Source organism: Nocardiopsis mwathae (genome assembly GCF_014201195.1).
Taxonomy (GTDB): Bacteria; Actinomycetota; Actinomycetes; order Streptosporangiales; family Streptosporangiaceae; genus Nocardiopsis_C; species Nocardiopsis_C mwathae.
This window is the reverse complement of record NZ_JACHDS010000001.1, coordinates 1,670,581-1,684,772: the sequence shown is the minus strand read 5'-3', so window position 1 is coordinate 1,684,772 and position 14,192 is coordinate 1,670,581. Positions and strand designations below refer to the sequence as shown.

General features: G+C 73.1%; 10 protein-coding genes. 5 read left to right on the top strand and 5 right to left on the bottom strand.

Annotation, left to right across the window (positions count from 1 at the left end; genetic code table 11):
• Positions 1-88: 88 nt before the first annotated feature.
• The 3 genes from HNR23_RS06810 to HNR23_RS06800 all read right to left on the bottom strand — a co-directional run bounded on the left by HNR23_RS06810 (position 89) and on the right by HNR23_RS06800 (position 4,526).
• A complete protein-coding gene (locus tag HNR23_RS06810; RefSeq protein ID WP_184074589.1) occupies positions 89-1,582 on the bottom strand; it encodes an FGGY-family carbohydrate kinase in 1,494 nt (497 codons plus the stop codon).
• The gene (locus tag HNR23_RS06805) at positions 1,575-3,080 is read right to left on the bottom strand and encodes an FGGY-family carbohydrate kinase (protein ID WP_184074588.1); all 1,506 of its coding nucleotides are present in this window, start codon (positions 3,078-3,080) and stop codon (positions 1,575-1,577) included. The genes HNR23_RS06810 and HNR23_RS06805 overlap by 8 nt, the downstream gene beginning before the upstream one ends.
• Positions 3,081-3,164: 84 nt before the next feature.
• Complete coding sequence (locus HNR23_RS06800) at positions 3,165-4,526, bottom strand: MFS transporter (RefSeq protein WP_343070448.1); 1,362 nt, start codon at positions 4,524-4,526, stop codon at positions 3,165-3,167.
• 256 nt (positions 4,527-4,782) lie between these two features.
• On the opposite strand from HNR23_RS06800, the gene HNR23_RS06795 reads away from it, so the two are divergent.
• Positions 4,783-5,595, top strand: a complete 813-nt coding sequence (locus HNR23_RS06795; protein WP_221308048.1) for a DeoR/GlpR family DNA-binding transcription regulator — start codon at positions 4,783-4,785, stop codon at positions 5,593-5,595.
• Between the two features lie 93 nt (positions 5,596-5,688).
• On the opposite strand, the gene HNR23_RS06790 is transcribed toward HNR23_RS06795, so the two are convergent.
• Positions 5,689-7,521 (bottom strand): ABC transporter ATP-binding protein, encoded by a 1,833-nt coding sequence (locus HNR23_RS06790; RefSeq protein ID WP_184074586.1) that lies wholly within the window; start codon positions 7,519-7,521, stop codon positions 5,689-5,691.
• 325 nt (positions 7,522-7,846) lie between these two features.
• Between HNR23_RS06790 and HNR23_RS06785 the strand changes: the two genes are divergently transcribed.
• The 4 genes from HNR23_RS06785 (at position 7,847) to HNR23_RS06770 (ending at position 13,111) form a co-directional block, all read left to right on the top strand.
• Complete coding sequence (locus HNR23_RS06785; RefSeq protein WP_184074585.1) at positions 7,847-9,049, top strand: acetyl-CoA C-acyltransferase; 1,203 nt, start codon at positions 7,847-7,849, stop codon at positions 9,047-9,049.
• Positions 9,046-11,196, top strand: coding sequence for a 3-hydroxyacyl-CoA dehydrogenase NAD-binding domain-containing protein (locus HNR23_RS06780; protein ID WP_394353748.1), 2,151 nt, complete (start codon positions 9,046-9,048; stop codon positions 11,194-11,196). The genes HNR23_RS06785 and HNR23_RS06780 overlap by 4 nt, the downstream gene beginning before the upstream one ends.
• A gap of 124 nt (positions 11,197-11,320) precedes the next feature.
• Positions 11,321-11,887, top strand: a complete 567-nt coding sequence (locus tag HNR23_RS06775) for an STM3941 family protein (protein ID WP_184074584.1) — start codon at positions 11,321-11,323, stop codon at positions 11,885-11,887.
• Between the two features lie 180 nt (positions 11,888-12,067).
• Positions 12,068-13,111: a LacI family DNA-binding transcriptional regulator gene (locus tag HNR23_RS06770; protein WP_184074583.1), complete on the top strand. Its 1,044-nt coding sequence runs from the start codon at positions 12,068-12,070 to the stop codon at positions 13,109-13,111.
• An 8-nt stretch (positions 13,112-13,119) separates the two neighbouring features.
• On the opposite strand, the gene HNR23_RS06765 is transcribed toward HNR23_RS06770, so the two are convergent.
• On the bottom strand, positions 13,120-14,112 hold the full coding sequence (locus tag HNR23_RS06765) for an ArsR/SmtB family transcription factor (protein ID WP_184074581.1): 993 nt from the start codon (positions 14,110-14,112) through the stop codon (positions 13,120-13,122).
• Between the last annotated feature and the right edge of the window lie 80 nt (positions 14,113-14,192).

Below are 14,192 nucleotides of genomic sequence, written 5' to 3'. Positions count from 1 at the left end.
TCCGCGCTGCGCGCAGTGCGCGTTTTCGCTGTTCAGAGCTGTTTACTCGGTGCTACCCAGTTCGTGCCACGCGTCGCTCGCCTCCCTGTCAGAGCGCGCTGCGCGCGCGGGCGTGCGCGGCGACTCCGGGTGCCAGCCAGCCGCGTTCGGCAAGGGCGTCGACGAGCCGCAGGTAGCCCTCGCGGAGCAGGTCGGCCTCGGCACGGTCCTCGCGTGGGTCGATGGCGGCGCGGATCCGCACCATGGAGGCGGCGGCCTCGGCGGGGCCGCGGTCCCGGGAGGCGGCGAGCACCGCCATACCCAGCGCGGGCTCGGCGTTGTCCGGGACGAGGACCTGGCGGCCGAGGATGTCGGCACGCAGTCGGCACCAGTGGCGGCTGCGCACCGCCCCGCCGGTGAGGCTGAGCGGGCCGTCGGTCGGTGCGCCGAGGAGGTCGAGGTAGTCGAAGCAGAGCCGCTCGACGTAGCCGACCCCCTGGAGCAGGGCCGCGTAGTGGTCGACCTCGTCGGCGGGGGTATCCAGCAGGAACCCCTCGGCCTCGGGCGCGCTGAACGGGAACCGCTCGCCGCGGGAGACCAGCGGGTAGGCGACCGCGGGGGTGGCGCCGCGCTCGGCGGCGCGCGCGGACAGCTCGTCCAGGTCGCGGCCGGGCAGGGCGTGGGTGAGCGCGCCGGCACCGGTGCTCGACGCCCCGCCGGGCAGCCAGTCCCCGGTCGGCGAGCGGTGCGAGTAGACCACGCCGCCGGGGTCGCGCAGCAGGTCGGGGGTCACGCCCTTGAGGACGAGGGTGGTGCCGAGCACGGAGTTCCAGGCGCCGGGTGCCGGCGCCCCGGCGCCCAGCTGAGCGGCGCAGCCGTCGGTCATGCCCGCGATGACCGGGACGCCGCGGGGCAGGCCGGTGCGTTCGCAGGCGGCGGCGCACACCTCCCCCAGCTCGGTTCCGGGCCGCACGACGTCGGGGAGCAGCGACGCCGGGACGCCGAGCCCGTCCATGACCTCCTGGGGCCAGCGCTCCTCGACGAGGTGGTAGCCGGTCTTCAGGGCGTGGCTGGAGTCGGCGGCGGTGCGGTGCCCGGTGAGCCGCCAGGTGATCAGGTCGGGCTGGTGCAGCAGCAGCGCGGCACCGGACCTGGCGCGGGGCTCGCGCTCCAGCAGCCACAGCAGCTTGGGCAGCGCCCACGGGGCGCGCATGCGGCCGTAGCCCAGCTCCGCCCACACGTGGGCGCCGGCCTCGTCGGCGCGGGCGGCCTGAACCGCGGCGCGCCCGTCGTCGTACATCAGGCCGGGGGTGATCGGGGTGCCGCCGGTGTCGGCGAGCAGGATGGTGCCGGAGGTCGCGTCGACGGCCACGCCCGCGACCCTGCCCGGCGGGACGGTGCGAAGCGCGGAGCGGCAGGCCGCGGCGACGGCGCTCCACCAGTCCTCGGGGTCCTGTTCGTGGCGGTCGCCGTCGCGGCGGCCGCTGAGCGGTTCGCGGGCCTCGCCGAGGACGGCTCCGGTCGCGTCGACGGCGAGTGCGCGGACGCTCTGGGTGCCGAGGTCGATGCCGACCCACACGGGGTCGGCGGGGATGTCAGCCATGGCCCGTCCCTTCTCCCGCCCCGCCGTCTCCCATCAGCCGCCAGCCGGGCCGGGCCTGGTCGCGCAGTTCCAGGAAGCGCTCGTAGGTGTGGGCGTAGTGCTTGGCCAGGCGGGCGTCGGGTTCGCGGACGGCGCGCAGCCGGACGTGGCGGTCGGCGGCGGTGGCGAGGTCGGGGGCGCGCCCGGTGGCGACCAGGCCGCTGAGGAAGGCGCCCTTGGCCCCGGCCTCGGTGTCGGTGGAGCGGACGACCGGGACGCCGGTGACGTCGGCGATGAGGTCGCACCACGCGTCGCTGTTGGCGCCCCCGCCGCACACCCGCAGTTCGGTGACGGGGATGCGGGCGGCGGCGAGGCAGTCCTTGAGGACGAGGGTGAGACCTTCGAACACCGAGCGGGCGACGCGGGCCCGGTCGTGCTCCAGGGACAGCCCCCACCAGGTGCCGCGCGCGTGGGGGTCGAGGAAGGGGGCGCGCTCGCCGGCGGGCGACAGGTAGGGCAGGAAGAGGGGGCCTCCGGGGCGGGGCTCGGCGGCCAGCGCGAGCCGGCCGAGGCGGACCGGGTCGCCCGCGCCGAGGAGCGCGGCCGCCCAGGTGAGGATCTCGGTGCCGGCCAGTGTGGGGAAGGCGCGCAGCAGGTGCCCGGAGGAGTCGAGCGCGATCGTCAGGCCGCTGGGCTCGCCGGTGGTGTCGGGCTCGGTGGTGACCACTTCGGTGCACAGCGTGGTGCCGAGGATGCTGCACGCCTGGCCGTCGGCGACGGCGCCGGTGCCCAGGGCGGTGGCGGCGATGTCGTAGGGCGCCATGACGACGGGGAGGTCGGCGGGCAGGCCGAGCTCGGCCGCGGCGGCGGGGGTGAGCCCGGCGGTTCGGCGGTCGTCGCCGCGCACCTCCGGCAGCAGGTCGCGGGCCCATTCGAGGCCGAACAGGGCGAGGCAGTCCGGATCGTAGCGGCGCGTGCGCAGGTCGAGGAAGGGGGCCGCGGCGTCCGACTCGTCGACGGCGACGGCGCCGGTGAGCCGGTGGAACACCCAGCCGCCGCAGGACAGGACGGCGGCGGTGCGCCGCAGCCGGTCGGGGTCGTTGCGCCGCAGCCAGGTGAGCAGGGCGTTGGCCAGTCCGGCGAAGGTGAGCGAGCCGTTGCGGCGGAACGCGGCCGCGAGCACACCCTCGGCCCGCCACTCCTCGACGATCGGGGCGGCCCGGCCGTCGGACCACAGGATCGCGGGGCCGGTGGGCCGCCCTTCGGCGTCCACCGGCCAGCAGCCGTCGCCCTGCGCGGTCACGGCCAGGAAGCCGATCGGCTCGCGGACACCCTCGCGCACCTCGCGGACGGCGGCGGCCACCGTGTCCCAGACGTCGTCCATGTCCTGCTCGGCCCAGCCGGGGCGGGGGCGGCGCACCTCCGTGGTGCGGCGGGCGACGGCGGCCTCGCGGCCGTCGTCGTCGAAGACGACGGCCTTGATCATCGAGGTGCCGACATCGACGGCGATGAACGCCATCTGTGTCCTCCTGTCGGTGGTGGGGCCGCCGCTCCCGGTCCGGAAGGCGGCGGCGGGTTCTCCTCGGCGCGGTGGTACCGCTGATCATTCCCGGTTCGGCGGCGCGGCCTCGGCCTCCGGTTCGGCGGTGGCGCCCCGGCGGCCGGGGGCGCCCGCGCCGCCGGGTGTTCGGCCGCCCGTCTCCTCGGGCAGCTTGAGGAACATCGTCATGACGGCGCTCGCCAGGTAGAGGACGGCGAAGATCCACATCACGCCGGCCACGCCCAGCGGTTCGAGGAACACGGCGACGATGGCCGGACCGGCGACGACGCTGACCCCTGCGCCGAGGTTCAGGGCGGCCATCGCCTGCCCCTTGTGCTCGGGCGCCAGCGACGGCATCAGCGCCGACAGCGGCACGTAGCCCGCCAGCGTCGCCCCGTAGAACGCCGCCACGAGGACCGCCAGCGCGTACTGCGGCCCGGCCGCGGCCGGCACGTAGTAGAGCGCCAGCACGCTGACCGCCGACCCGACTCCGCCGCACCAGGCGACGGTCCGGCGCCAGCCGAGCCGGTCGCCGACGACGCCGAAGATCAGGTTGAACACGATGTTGGTGGCGAACATGACGGTGAGCAGGCGCAGCCACTGCTCCAGGGAGAAGCCGACGGTGTCGGTGAAGAAGATCGGGAGGAAGACCAGGAAGCCGAACTGCGGGGCGGTGTTGATGGTGCGGACGATGGCGCCGACGCCGATGCGCGGGCGCCGCCACAGGATGGTCAGGCTGCCCAGGAGCGTCATGATCGGGCGCTCGCCCTCGGGTGCCAGGCGCCGGCGGCCCGTGGGTTCGTTGACCATCAGCAGCGCGATGAGGCCGCCGATGACGATGAGCCCGAGTGCGGCCCACAGGGTGGCGTAGGGGCCGATCCACGGCACCAGGGCGCTGGCCACCAGCGACCCGAGTGTCGGCAGCCCGCCGGTGAAGGCGAACCAGAACCAGCCCACGGCCGTGCCCAGGCGCCGCTGCGGCGTGGCCGCGGCGACCCACACGAGGAACCCGAAGGCGAAGAGCGGGTAGCCGAATCCGCGCAGGCCGTAGGTGAGCAGGATGAGCCCGTAGTTGACCGTGGTGAGGGCCATGGTGAGGAAGAGGATGTGGCAGACGACCCAGATCGCCAGCCCGGCCCACATCACCCGGCGGGGCCCCCACATGTCGGAGAGCGCGCCGGAGAACCAGGCGGCGATGCTCGCCGTCGCCCCGTAGACGGTGAAGACCAGGGCGACACGCTGCCCGGGGACGCCCTGGTCCAGGAGGTAGGGCGAGAGGTATCCGAATTCGACGCCGTCGCCGATCATGAAGATCAGCAGGCCGATGAAGCCCCATGCCAGCGGTCGGGGGATGCCGATCCGCTCGGTCCAGTGGCGGGGTGCGGGCCCCGCCTCGGACCGCGGATCGAGTCGTGTGCTGGACACCGAGGTCACCTCATTGTTCGTCGGGGCCGGTCGTCGCGGAGCCGGCCGTTGGACCTGGTGCGGTACCGCATGTGGGTCCATGAAAGAGGCGTGGTGTTATAGGACACAAGACGCTGCCACATACTCATCACATACAGAGCCGGTCCCCGTGTGAACCCGCGGCCTGAAAGGCTCGTCAGGTGCGCGATCTGGCACATTCCGGAGATGTTAAATACTGTGAGATATCACAGTTTCCTGCCACGCCGAGGAGGGCGCCATGGCGCCGGAGCGCACACCCGGTGGACACGATGCCGCGGGGCCGGGCGCCGGGCGGCTCTCCCGGCAGCTGGACATCCGCCACCGCGTCACCGACGCCGGTTTCGTCCGCGTGGAGGCGCTCGCCGAGGAGTTCGGTGTCAGCCCGATGACGATCCACCGCGACCTGGACGCGCTGCAGTCGCAGGGCTGGCTGCGCAAGGTGCGCGGCGGCGCGACCACCCAGACCTCCGCGGTGTTCCACGGCGACCTGGAGCAGCGCACCGCCGCCATGCCCGAGGTGAAGAACCGGCTGAGCGCGGCGGCCCTCAAGCTCGTCGCCCCCGGGCAGTCGGTGATGCTGGACGAGAGCACCACCGCGCTGTACGTGGCCAAGCGGCTGCCGCAGCGGGCTCCGCTGACCGTCATCACCAACTTCCTGACCGCGCTCAAGGCGCTGGCCGGAGTACCCGGCATCGACGTGGTGGCGCTGGGCGGCGCCTACTACCCCGCCTACGACGCCTTCCTCGGCCTGCACACCGCCGACGCGGTGGGCTCCTTCCGCGCCGACGTGCTGTTCATGTCGACCACGGCGATCACCCACGGCACCTGCTACCACCAGTCCCAGGAGACGGTGCACGTCAAGCGCGCGCTGATGGAGGCGGCGGCGCGCCGGGTGCTCCTGGTCGACCACACCAAGTTCACCCGCCAGGGCCTGTACGCGCTGGCGCCGCTGACCCGCTTCGACGTGGTCGTCGTCGACGACGGCCTCCCCCGCGCCGAGCTGCAGCGGATCCGCGACCAGGGAGTCGAGGTCCAGGTCGTCCCCTGCTGACCGCCTCGCCTCCTGCGTTGATCTCGGAGATATCGGGGTAAAAATCGCCGCCGACACCCCGATATCTCCGAGATCAACGCAAGGGCAGGGCGGTCAGGGGGTGGTGAGGAGCTGGGAGGCGGCCAGGTCCCGGTAGAGGTCGTCTGCGGCCACCAGTTCCTCGTGGGTGCCGACCGCGCGCACGACCCCGGCGTCCAGCACCACGATCCGGTCGGCGCTGGTCACCGTGGACAGCCGGTGCGCGACCACCATGACGTTGGTGTCCCGCGCCGCCTCCAGCATGACCTCCTTGAGCGCCGCCTCGTTGGCGGCGTCCAGCTGCGAGGTGGCCTCGTCCAGCAGGAGCAGGCGCGGGCGGCGCAGCAGCGCGCGGGCGATCGCCACCCGCTGGCGTTCGCCGCCGGAGATGGTGGTCCCGCGGTGGCCGACCGCGCTGTCCAGGCCGTCGGGGAGGCGGCCGACGAGCTCGGTCAGCCGCGCGCGGCGCACGATGTCGGCGATGGCGGCCTCCGTCGCCTCCGGGGCCGCCAGCAGCAGGTTGTCGCGCAGCGTCCCGTCCAGGACGGGGGCGTCCTGCTCGACGTAGCCGATCGCGCCGCGCAGCCCGGCCAGCGGCCAGTCGCGCACGTCCACACCGTCGACGCGCACGCTGCCGCCGGTGGCGTCGTAGAACCGCTCCAGCAGGGAGAACACCGTGGTCTTGCCGGCACCGGAGGGGCCGACCAGTGCGGTGAGCCCGGCCCCGGCGGCCTCGAAGGTCACCCCGTGGTGGACCGGCGGCAGGCCCTCGGCGTACCGGAAGGTCACGTCGGTGAAGCCCACTCGGGCGGGGCGGCGCCCGTCGGGCCCCGGGTCGGGGGGAGGCGCCCCGCCCCCCGGCACATCGGCACCCCCGTCCCCGCCGCCGGGGGCGTCGGTGTCCTCGCGCCGCAGCTCGCCGACCTCGTCGATGCGCCGGATGGCGGCCAGTCCGCTCTGCAGCTCCGTGGCGGACTCCGCCAGGGTGCTGATCGGCTCCATCAGGTAGAAGAGCAGCAGCAGGAAGGCGATCAGCGAGGAGACCTCCAGGTCGCCCGCTGCCACTCGGGCACCGCCGAAGCCCAGCACGGCGAGGAAGGCGATGTTGATCGCGAGCCAGGCGGTCACGCCGGCGACCGCGCTCCACCCGGCCACGGCCACCCCCTTGCTCCAGGCGCGCTCGGCCGCCTCGTCGAGCCGCCGGGCCTCCGCGGTCTCGGCCGAGGCCGCCTTGACGGTGCGGAACGCACCGAAGACGCGCTCCAGCATCGAGCCCATCTCGCCGAGCGCGGCCTGCGAAGCCTCGGTCGCCCGCCCGATCTTGGGCAGGACCACCACCATGACCACCACGTTGAGCACGATCACCACGGCCGTCACACCGAACAGGAACAGGTCCATCACGGCCATGAGGACGATTCCGGCCACCAGGAGCACCGAACTGGTGAGTGCGTTGCTGATGCCGCTGGTGGTGACGGTGCGCAGCAGGGTCGTGTCGGCGGTGAGCCGGGAGACGAGGTCGCCGGGTTTGAGGCGGTCGACCTCGGCGACGCGCAGCCGGATGAGCCGCGACACCAGTCGGCGGCGGACGCCGAGCACGACGCTCTGCCCGGTCCGCTCCAGTACGAAGCTGCCCGCGGCGCTGATGACGGCGCCGCCGATGACCGCCCCGGTGAGCACGAGCAGCGGGCCGACCAGCGACTCCCCCGCGCCCAGGGCGTCGATGACGGCCTTGGCGACGAGCGGCTGGACGAGTCCTGTCATACCTCCGAGGAAGGTCAGCAGCCCGCCGGCGACAAGTGCCTTCCAGTGCGGCCGCGCGTACTCCCAGATCCGGCGCACCGGCGCCTTGGGAGCACCACGCGGCTCCGCCTCGTGGGCGTCGGGCCGTGACGGGTCCGGGTCCGGCATGCGTGCTCCATTCGGTTGTGGGTGGCGTGGGCGGGCACCAGGACTGTGGGGTGCTCGCACCAACCGGCCGTCAAGCGAAAATTTCCGACAGATCCGGCGGCGCGGGCGGACCCAGCATGCCCGCCGCCGCTTACATTCGACTGACAGCACGGCGACAGCGTCGCGCACCGGCCGGATCCCCCGTGGTGGGGGCCGGTGGAGACCAACCCGCGGCAATTTTCGGAACTTGATTCGGTTTGTGGCCCCCCGCAGCTCGCGACACTAGTTACTGGCGAGTAGCATGGGGGACACAAGTCACCCATCCGCTTGAGAAGGAGGGGCAATCGTGCCGCGAACTGCCCGCGATGTCGTGTTTGTCGACGGGGTTCGGACCCCGTTCGGCAAGGCCGGCAAGGGCCTCTATGCCGAGACGCGCGCCGATGACCTCGTGGTCCGGGTCATCCGAGAGCTGCTGCGCCGCAACCCCGGCCTCCCGCCGGAGCGCATCGACGAGGTCGCCATCGCCGCCACCACCCAGATCGGCGACCAGGGGCTGACGATCGGCCGCAGCGCCGCCCTCCTGGCCGGACTCCCCCGCAGCGTCCCCGGCTACGCCATCGACCGCATGTGCGCCGGCGCCCTGACCGCCGTCACCACCACCGGCGCCGGCATCTCCTTCGGCGCCTACGACATCGCCATCGCCGGCGGTGTCGAGCACATGGGCCGCCACCCGATGGGTGAGGGCGTCGACCCCAACCCGCGCTTCCTCTCCGAGAAGCTGGTCGACCCCTCCGCACTGGTCATGGGCAACACGGCGGAGAACCTGCACGACCGCTACCCGTCCATCACCAAGGAGCGCGCCGACGCCTACGCGGTGCGCAGCCAGGAAAAGGTCGCCAAGGCCTACGCCGACGGCAAGATCCAGCAGGACCTGGTCGAGGTGCTGGTCCGCTCCGTGGAGCAGGGCTACGGCCTGGCCACCGCCGACGAGCCGCCGCGGCCGGGCACCACCATGGAGTCCCTGGCCGGGCTCAAGACGCCGTTCCGCCCGCACGGCAACGTGACTCCGGGCAACGCGGCCGGCCTGAACGACGGCGCGACCGGTGCGATCATCGCCGCCGAGGACGTCGCCACCGACCTGGGCCTGGACGCCAAGATGCGCCTGGTCGACTTCTCCTTCGCCGGTGTTGAGCCGGAGGTCATGGGTGTCGGCCCGGTCCCGGCCACCGAGAAGCTGCTCGCCCGCCAGGGCCTGAGCATCGACGACATCGGCCTCTTCGAGATCAACGAGGCGTTCGCCGTCCAGGTACTGGCGTTCCTGGAGCACTTCGGCATCGCCGACGACGACGCCCGCGTCAACCCGTGGGGCGGCGCCATCGCGCTGGGCCACCCGCTCGCCTCCTCGGGCGTGCGGCTGATGATGCAGCTCTCCCGGCTCTTCGCGGAGCGGACCGACGTCCGCTACGGCCTCACCACCATGTGTGTGGGCATGGGCATGGGCGGAACCGTGCTGTGGGAGAACACGAACTGGGAAGGGAACGCCAAGTGAGCACCCCGATCGAGCAATCCCGCCCGTCGCCCGCCACCGCCCCCAGCGGAGGCGCTGCGAGCCACGGCTCCTTTTCGGAGCTGTTCAGCGACGAGGTCGTCACCAAGGCCATCGCGCGCGACATCGAACTCCCCTACGGCGCGGGCAAGGCCGTCCTGATCACCCTGGACAACGGCCACGACCACACCAAGCCGAACACGTTCGGCCCCGGCGGGCTGCTGGAGCTGGACGCAGCCATCGAGTCGGTCAAGGACCGCACCGACATCGTCGCCGTCGCCGTCACCGGCAAGCCGTTCATCTTCGCGGTGGGCGCCGACCTGACGGGTGTGCCCAAGGTGCAGACCCGCGAGCAGGCGCACGCCATCGGCAAGCTCGGCCACGACGTGTTCCGCAAGCTCGGCGAGCTGAAGGTGCCGACGTTCGCGCTCATCAACGGCGCGGCGATGGGCGGCGGCGTGGAGGTGGCGCTGCACTGCACCTACCGCACCGTCTCCTCCGGCGTCCCGGCGTTCGCGCTGCCCGAGACCTTCCTCGGCCTCGTGCCGGGCTGGGGCGGCACCTACCTGCTGCCGAACCTCATCGGCGCGGAGAAGGCGCTGAAGATCATCATCGACAACCCGCTGGCCCAGAACAAGATGATCAAGGGCCCGCAGGTGCACGAGATGGGGATCGCCGACGCCGTCTTCGAGCCGGCCGACTTCGTCGAGGAGTCGCTGCGCTGGGCGGCCAAGGTCGTCAAGGGCGACATCGCCGTCGAGCGCCCCGAGGTCGACAAGGGCGAGGCCTGGGACCAGGCCGTCAACAACGCCCGCTTCGCCGTGGAGGGCAAGCTGCGCGGAGCCGCCCCGGCCCCGGTGCGCGCACTGGACCTGGTCGCCGCGGCCAAGGACCGCAGCCGCGACGAGGGCTTCGCCGCCGAGGACGACGCGCTGGCCGACCTCATCATGAGCGACACGCTCAAGGCCGGGCTGTACTCCTTCGACCTGGTGCAGAAGCGCGCCAAGCGCCCCGCCGGCGCCCCGGACAAGTCGCTGGCGCGCAAGGTCACCAAGGTCGGCGTCGTGGGCGCGGGCCTGATGGCCGGGCAGCTCGCCCTCCTGTTCGCCCGCCGCCTGGGCGTGCCGGTGGTCATGACCGACCTCGACCAGGACCGCCTGGACAAGGGCGTGGCCTACGTGCACGGCGAGGTCGACAAGCTGCTGGCCAAGGGCCGCGTCAACTCCGACAAGGCCGCGCGGCTGAAGAGCCTGGTCACCGGTTCGCTGACCAAGGACGCCTTCGCCGACGCCGACTTCGTCATCGAGGCCGTCTTCGAGAAGATGGAGGTGAAGCAGCAGGTCTTCGCCGAGGTCGAGGCGGTCGTCTCGCCCGAGGCGGTGCTGGCCACCAACACCTCCTCGCTGTCCATCACCGAGATGGCGAGCAAGCTCAAGCACCCCGAGCGGGTCGTGGGCTTCCACTTCTTCAACCCGGTCGCCGTGCTGCCGCTGCTGGAGATCATCCGGGGCGAGAAGACCGACGACGCGGCGCTGGCCACGGCCTTCGCCACGGCCAAGTCGCTGAAGAAGTCGGCGGTGCTGTGCAAGGACGCCCCGGCGTTCGTGGTGAACCGGCTGCTCACCCTGTTCATGGGCGAGGTACTGGCCGCAGTGGAGGAGGGCACCGAGCCGGAGGTCGCCGACCGCGCCGTGGCACCGCTGGGGCTGCCGATGTCGCCGCTGCTCCTGCTGCAGCTGGTCGGGCCGGCCGTCGCGCTGCACGTCTCCGAGACGCTGCACGAGGCCTTCCCGGAGCGCTTCGGCGTCTCCGCGCAGCTGCGCACGATCGTGGAGGCCGGTAAGAACACCATCTTCGCGCCGGACTTCAGCATCGACCCCGAGGTGAAGAAGCTGTTCACGGGCGGCGGCACGCCCTCCTCGGAGGAGGAGATCCTGGACCGCGCCCTGCGGGCGCTGGCCGAGGAGATCCGGATCATGCTCGACGAAGGCGTGGTCGCCAAGCCCGCCGACATCGACCTGTGCCTGATCACCGGCGCCGGCTGGCCGTTCCACCTGGGCGGCATCACGCCCTACCTGGACCGGTCGGGCGTCTCGGAGAAGGTCAACGGGAAGCTCTTCCACCCCGAGGGCCTGTCGGCCCTGTCCTGAACCCGGGCGCGGGGCGCCCTCAAATCCCGACAGAGCGGCACGAGGCTCCGCACATCGGGCGCAATACCGCGGCGGCCCCCGGATCCTCACGATCCGGGGGCCGCTCCCGTTCTATCCTTGGTGGATGACCGGCCCAACCGATCAGTTCGCCGTCCGCGACCAGTTCCGCGTCACCTGGGACGGCGTCGGACTGGCCGCCGGGTGCCTGATCTTCGCCGGGATGGGGGCCGCCCTGGTCGTGCGCGGCGGCACCGCCGACATCGCCATCGGGCTGCTGGCCGTGCTGATGTTCGGCGGCGGCGGGCTGCTGGCGGCCTCGCGCTTCCTGTCCCGGCGGCCGACGCTGGTCCTGGACGCCGAGGGCGTGCGCGTCGTCGCGCCGTGGCCCCGCTCGTCCGACGACGACCTGTGGATGGACTGGAACGACATCGCACTCATCCGGGTGTGCTCCCAGGACATCACCGCCCAGGGCGGCGCGGTGCCGCAGTGGTACCTGGTCTTCGTCCCGCCCCACGAGGTGGCGCGCCCGTTTCAGCCGCCCGCGCCGTGGCGGCCGGACCGCGCGGTGCGCATCCACCGGACCTGGGACCGCACCGTGGAGGACGTGGTGGCCGAAGCCCGCCGCCGCCGGCCGGGGATCACCTTCGACGACCGGCGCCCCCCGGGCATGCGCCGGGCGCACGTCGAGTGACGGCCCCGCACCCCGCACCCCGCACCCCGCACCCCGCACCCCGCACCCCGCACCCTGGGCATGTTCCCGCGCCGCCCGCCTCCGCGATTCCACCAAGAGTGTCCCAACCGTTGCTCTACGATTGGCAAAAAACCGTGAACAGCCTGGCCGGGCCTGACCGATAGGGAGCAGGAGGACGCCTTGGGCGGCGGATACGTGACTCTGCAGCAGGTGGCTCGGCACGCGGGGGTCTCACTGGCCACCGCGTCGCGGGTCCTCAACGGCAGTACCCGGCAGGTCGGCCGGAAGCTGGCCGATCGGGTCAGCGCCAGCGCCAAGGAACTCGGCTATCTCGCCAACCCCTACGCGCAGACACTGGCGCGCAACACCAGCCGCCTGGTCGGGCTGGTCGTCCACGACATCGCCGACCCCTACTTCTCCTGCATCGCCGCCGGTGTCACCCGGGTGGCCGACGGGGAAGGCCTCGTCGTCGTGCTGGGGACCACGGGACGCGTCCCGCAACGCGAGGTCACCCTGATGTCGACCCTGCGCGCGCACCGCGCCCGCGCCGTGGTGCTGGTCGGCACCCGCACCACCGACGCGGCCGACCTCGTCCCGCTCAGCGCCGAGATCACCGCGCTGGTCGAGCAGGGCGGCGCCGTCTCGTGCGTCTCCCAGGAGGGTCTGCCCGCCCACACCGTCGTCCCCGACAACCGCGGGGGCGCCGCCGACCTCGCCCGCCGCCTGATCGACCAGGGGCACCGCCGGTTCGCGGTCCTGGCCGGCCCGGCGGAGCTGCGCACCGCCGTCGACCGGTTGGAGGGCTTCCGCGCGGCCCTGGCCGACGCCGGGATCGCCCTCGCCCCGCACGACGTGATCCGCGGCGGGTTCACCCGCGACGGCGGTTACGCCTCGGCCCGGCGGCTGCTCGCCGCCGGAACGGAGGCGAGCTGCCTGTTCGCCGTCAACGACGTCATGGCGACCGGCGCCATGGCCGCCGTCCGCGACGCGGGCCTGAGGGTCCCGGCGGACCTGGCCGTCGCCGGGTTCGACGACATCCCCACGCTGCGCGACCTCACCCCCGGACTGACCACGGTGCGCCTGCCCCTGGAGTGGATGGGCGAACAGGCCGCCCGGCTGGCGCTGGGTGCCGAGGAGACCGGTACGAAGCCGGTGACCGTGCCGGTGACGGGCGAGGTCGTGGAGCGCGCGAGCACGGCCTTGGCCGGGCGGTCCGGGGGCTGAGCGCCCGCTCACCGCTGCGCCAGCAGGGTCATGCCGACCGCGGTCGCGGTGTGCAGCACATGGCGGCCCTCCGAGTGGCTGCAGATCAGCCCGGCACCGCGCAGGACCGCGGCGTGCTTGCTGACCGTCGCGGGTGAGACCCCGGCGGCGCGGGCGAGGTCGGTGGTGGTGGCCGGGCGTTCGGCGACGAGTTCGAGGATCCACGCGCGGGTGGGGCCGACCAGCGCGGCGAGCCCCCCGGAGGCGCCGCCCTGGGCGTCGGGGTCCGTCCACCCGGGCGCCGGGCCGACCGGGTAGACGACCGTGGGCGGCAGGCCCGGGTCGGCGTAGCTCACCGGGTGGCGCCAGCAGAAGAACGACGGGACCAGGCGCAGGCCGCGCCCGTCGAGGTAGAGGTCGCGGTCCACGGGATAGTCCATCTCCAGCACCGGGGTGCTCCACCGCATGAGCGGCGACAGTGAGTCGAGCAGCGCCTCACCGCCGCCGTAGAGGAGCGCGCGGGTGCGCGCGGCGATGTCGGCCCGCACCGCGGCCTGGATCGCCGACCGGTGCGGCTCGATCGCGCCGCGGTGGTAGGTGCGCAGCGCCTCGCCCAGGACGCCCATGACCGCGGCGTCGCCGCGGGCCAGTGCGGCGAACCAGGGCTGGGGGCGGCCGCCCGAGGCGAGGCGCCCCATCTCCCGGCCCAACCGGTCGGCCGGTGTGCTGAGCACCGAGTCGACGGCGGCGTCCAGTTCGCGGTGTCCCCCGGCGGGGGTGAGGAAGTCGGGGAAGTAGGACGCGCAGGGGGCGAGGAGGACCAGCATCCGCCACGCCCGGCGCGTCGCCTCACCGCCGTCCAGGCGCCGGGCGCTGCCGCGCCGCCACCGGTCGAAGACCAGACCGCCCCCGCCGCTCTGCAGCAGGTGCAGGCTGTTGACGATCTCCCACATGGGGTCGGGGGCGTCGGCCAGGCGGATGCGCAGCAGATCGTCCCGTGTGAAGTGGATGCGCAGTCTCATGTTCCTCCGACGCCTCCGGGGCCGTTCGCGGAGGCGTGTCCTGTGTCCCATTCCGGCCTCACGTTGTCGCGCCAGGGAAA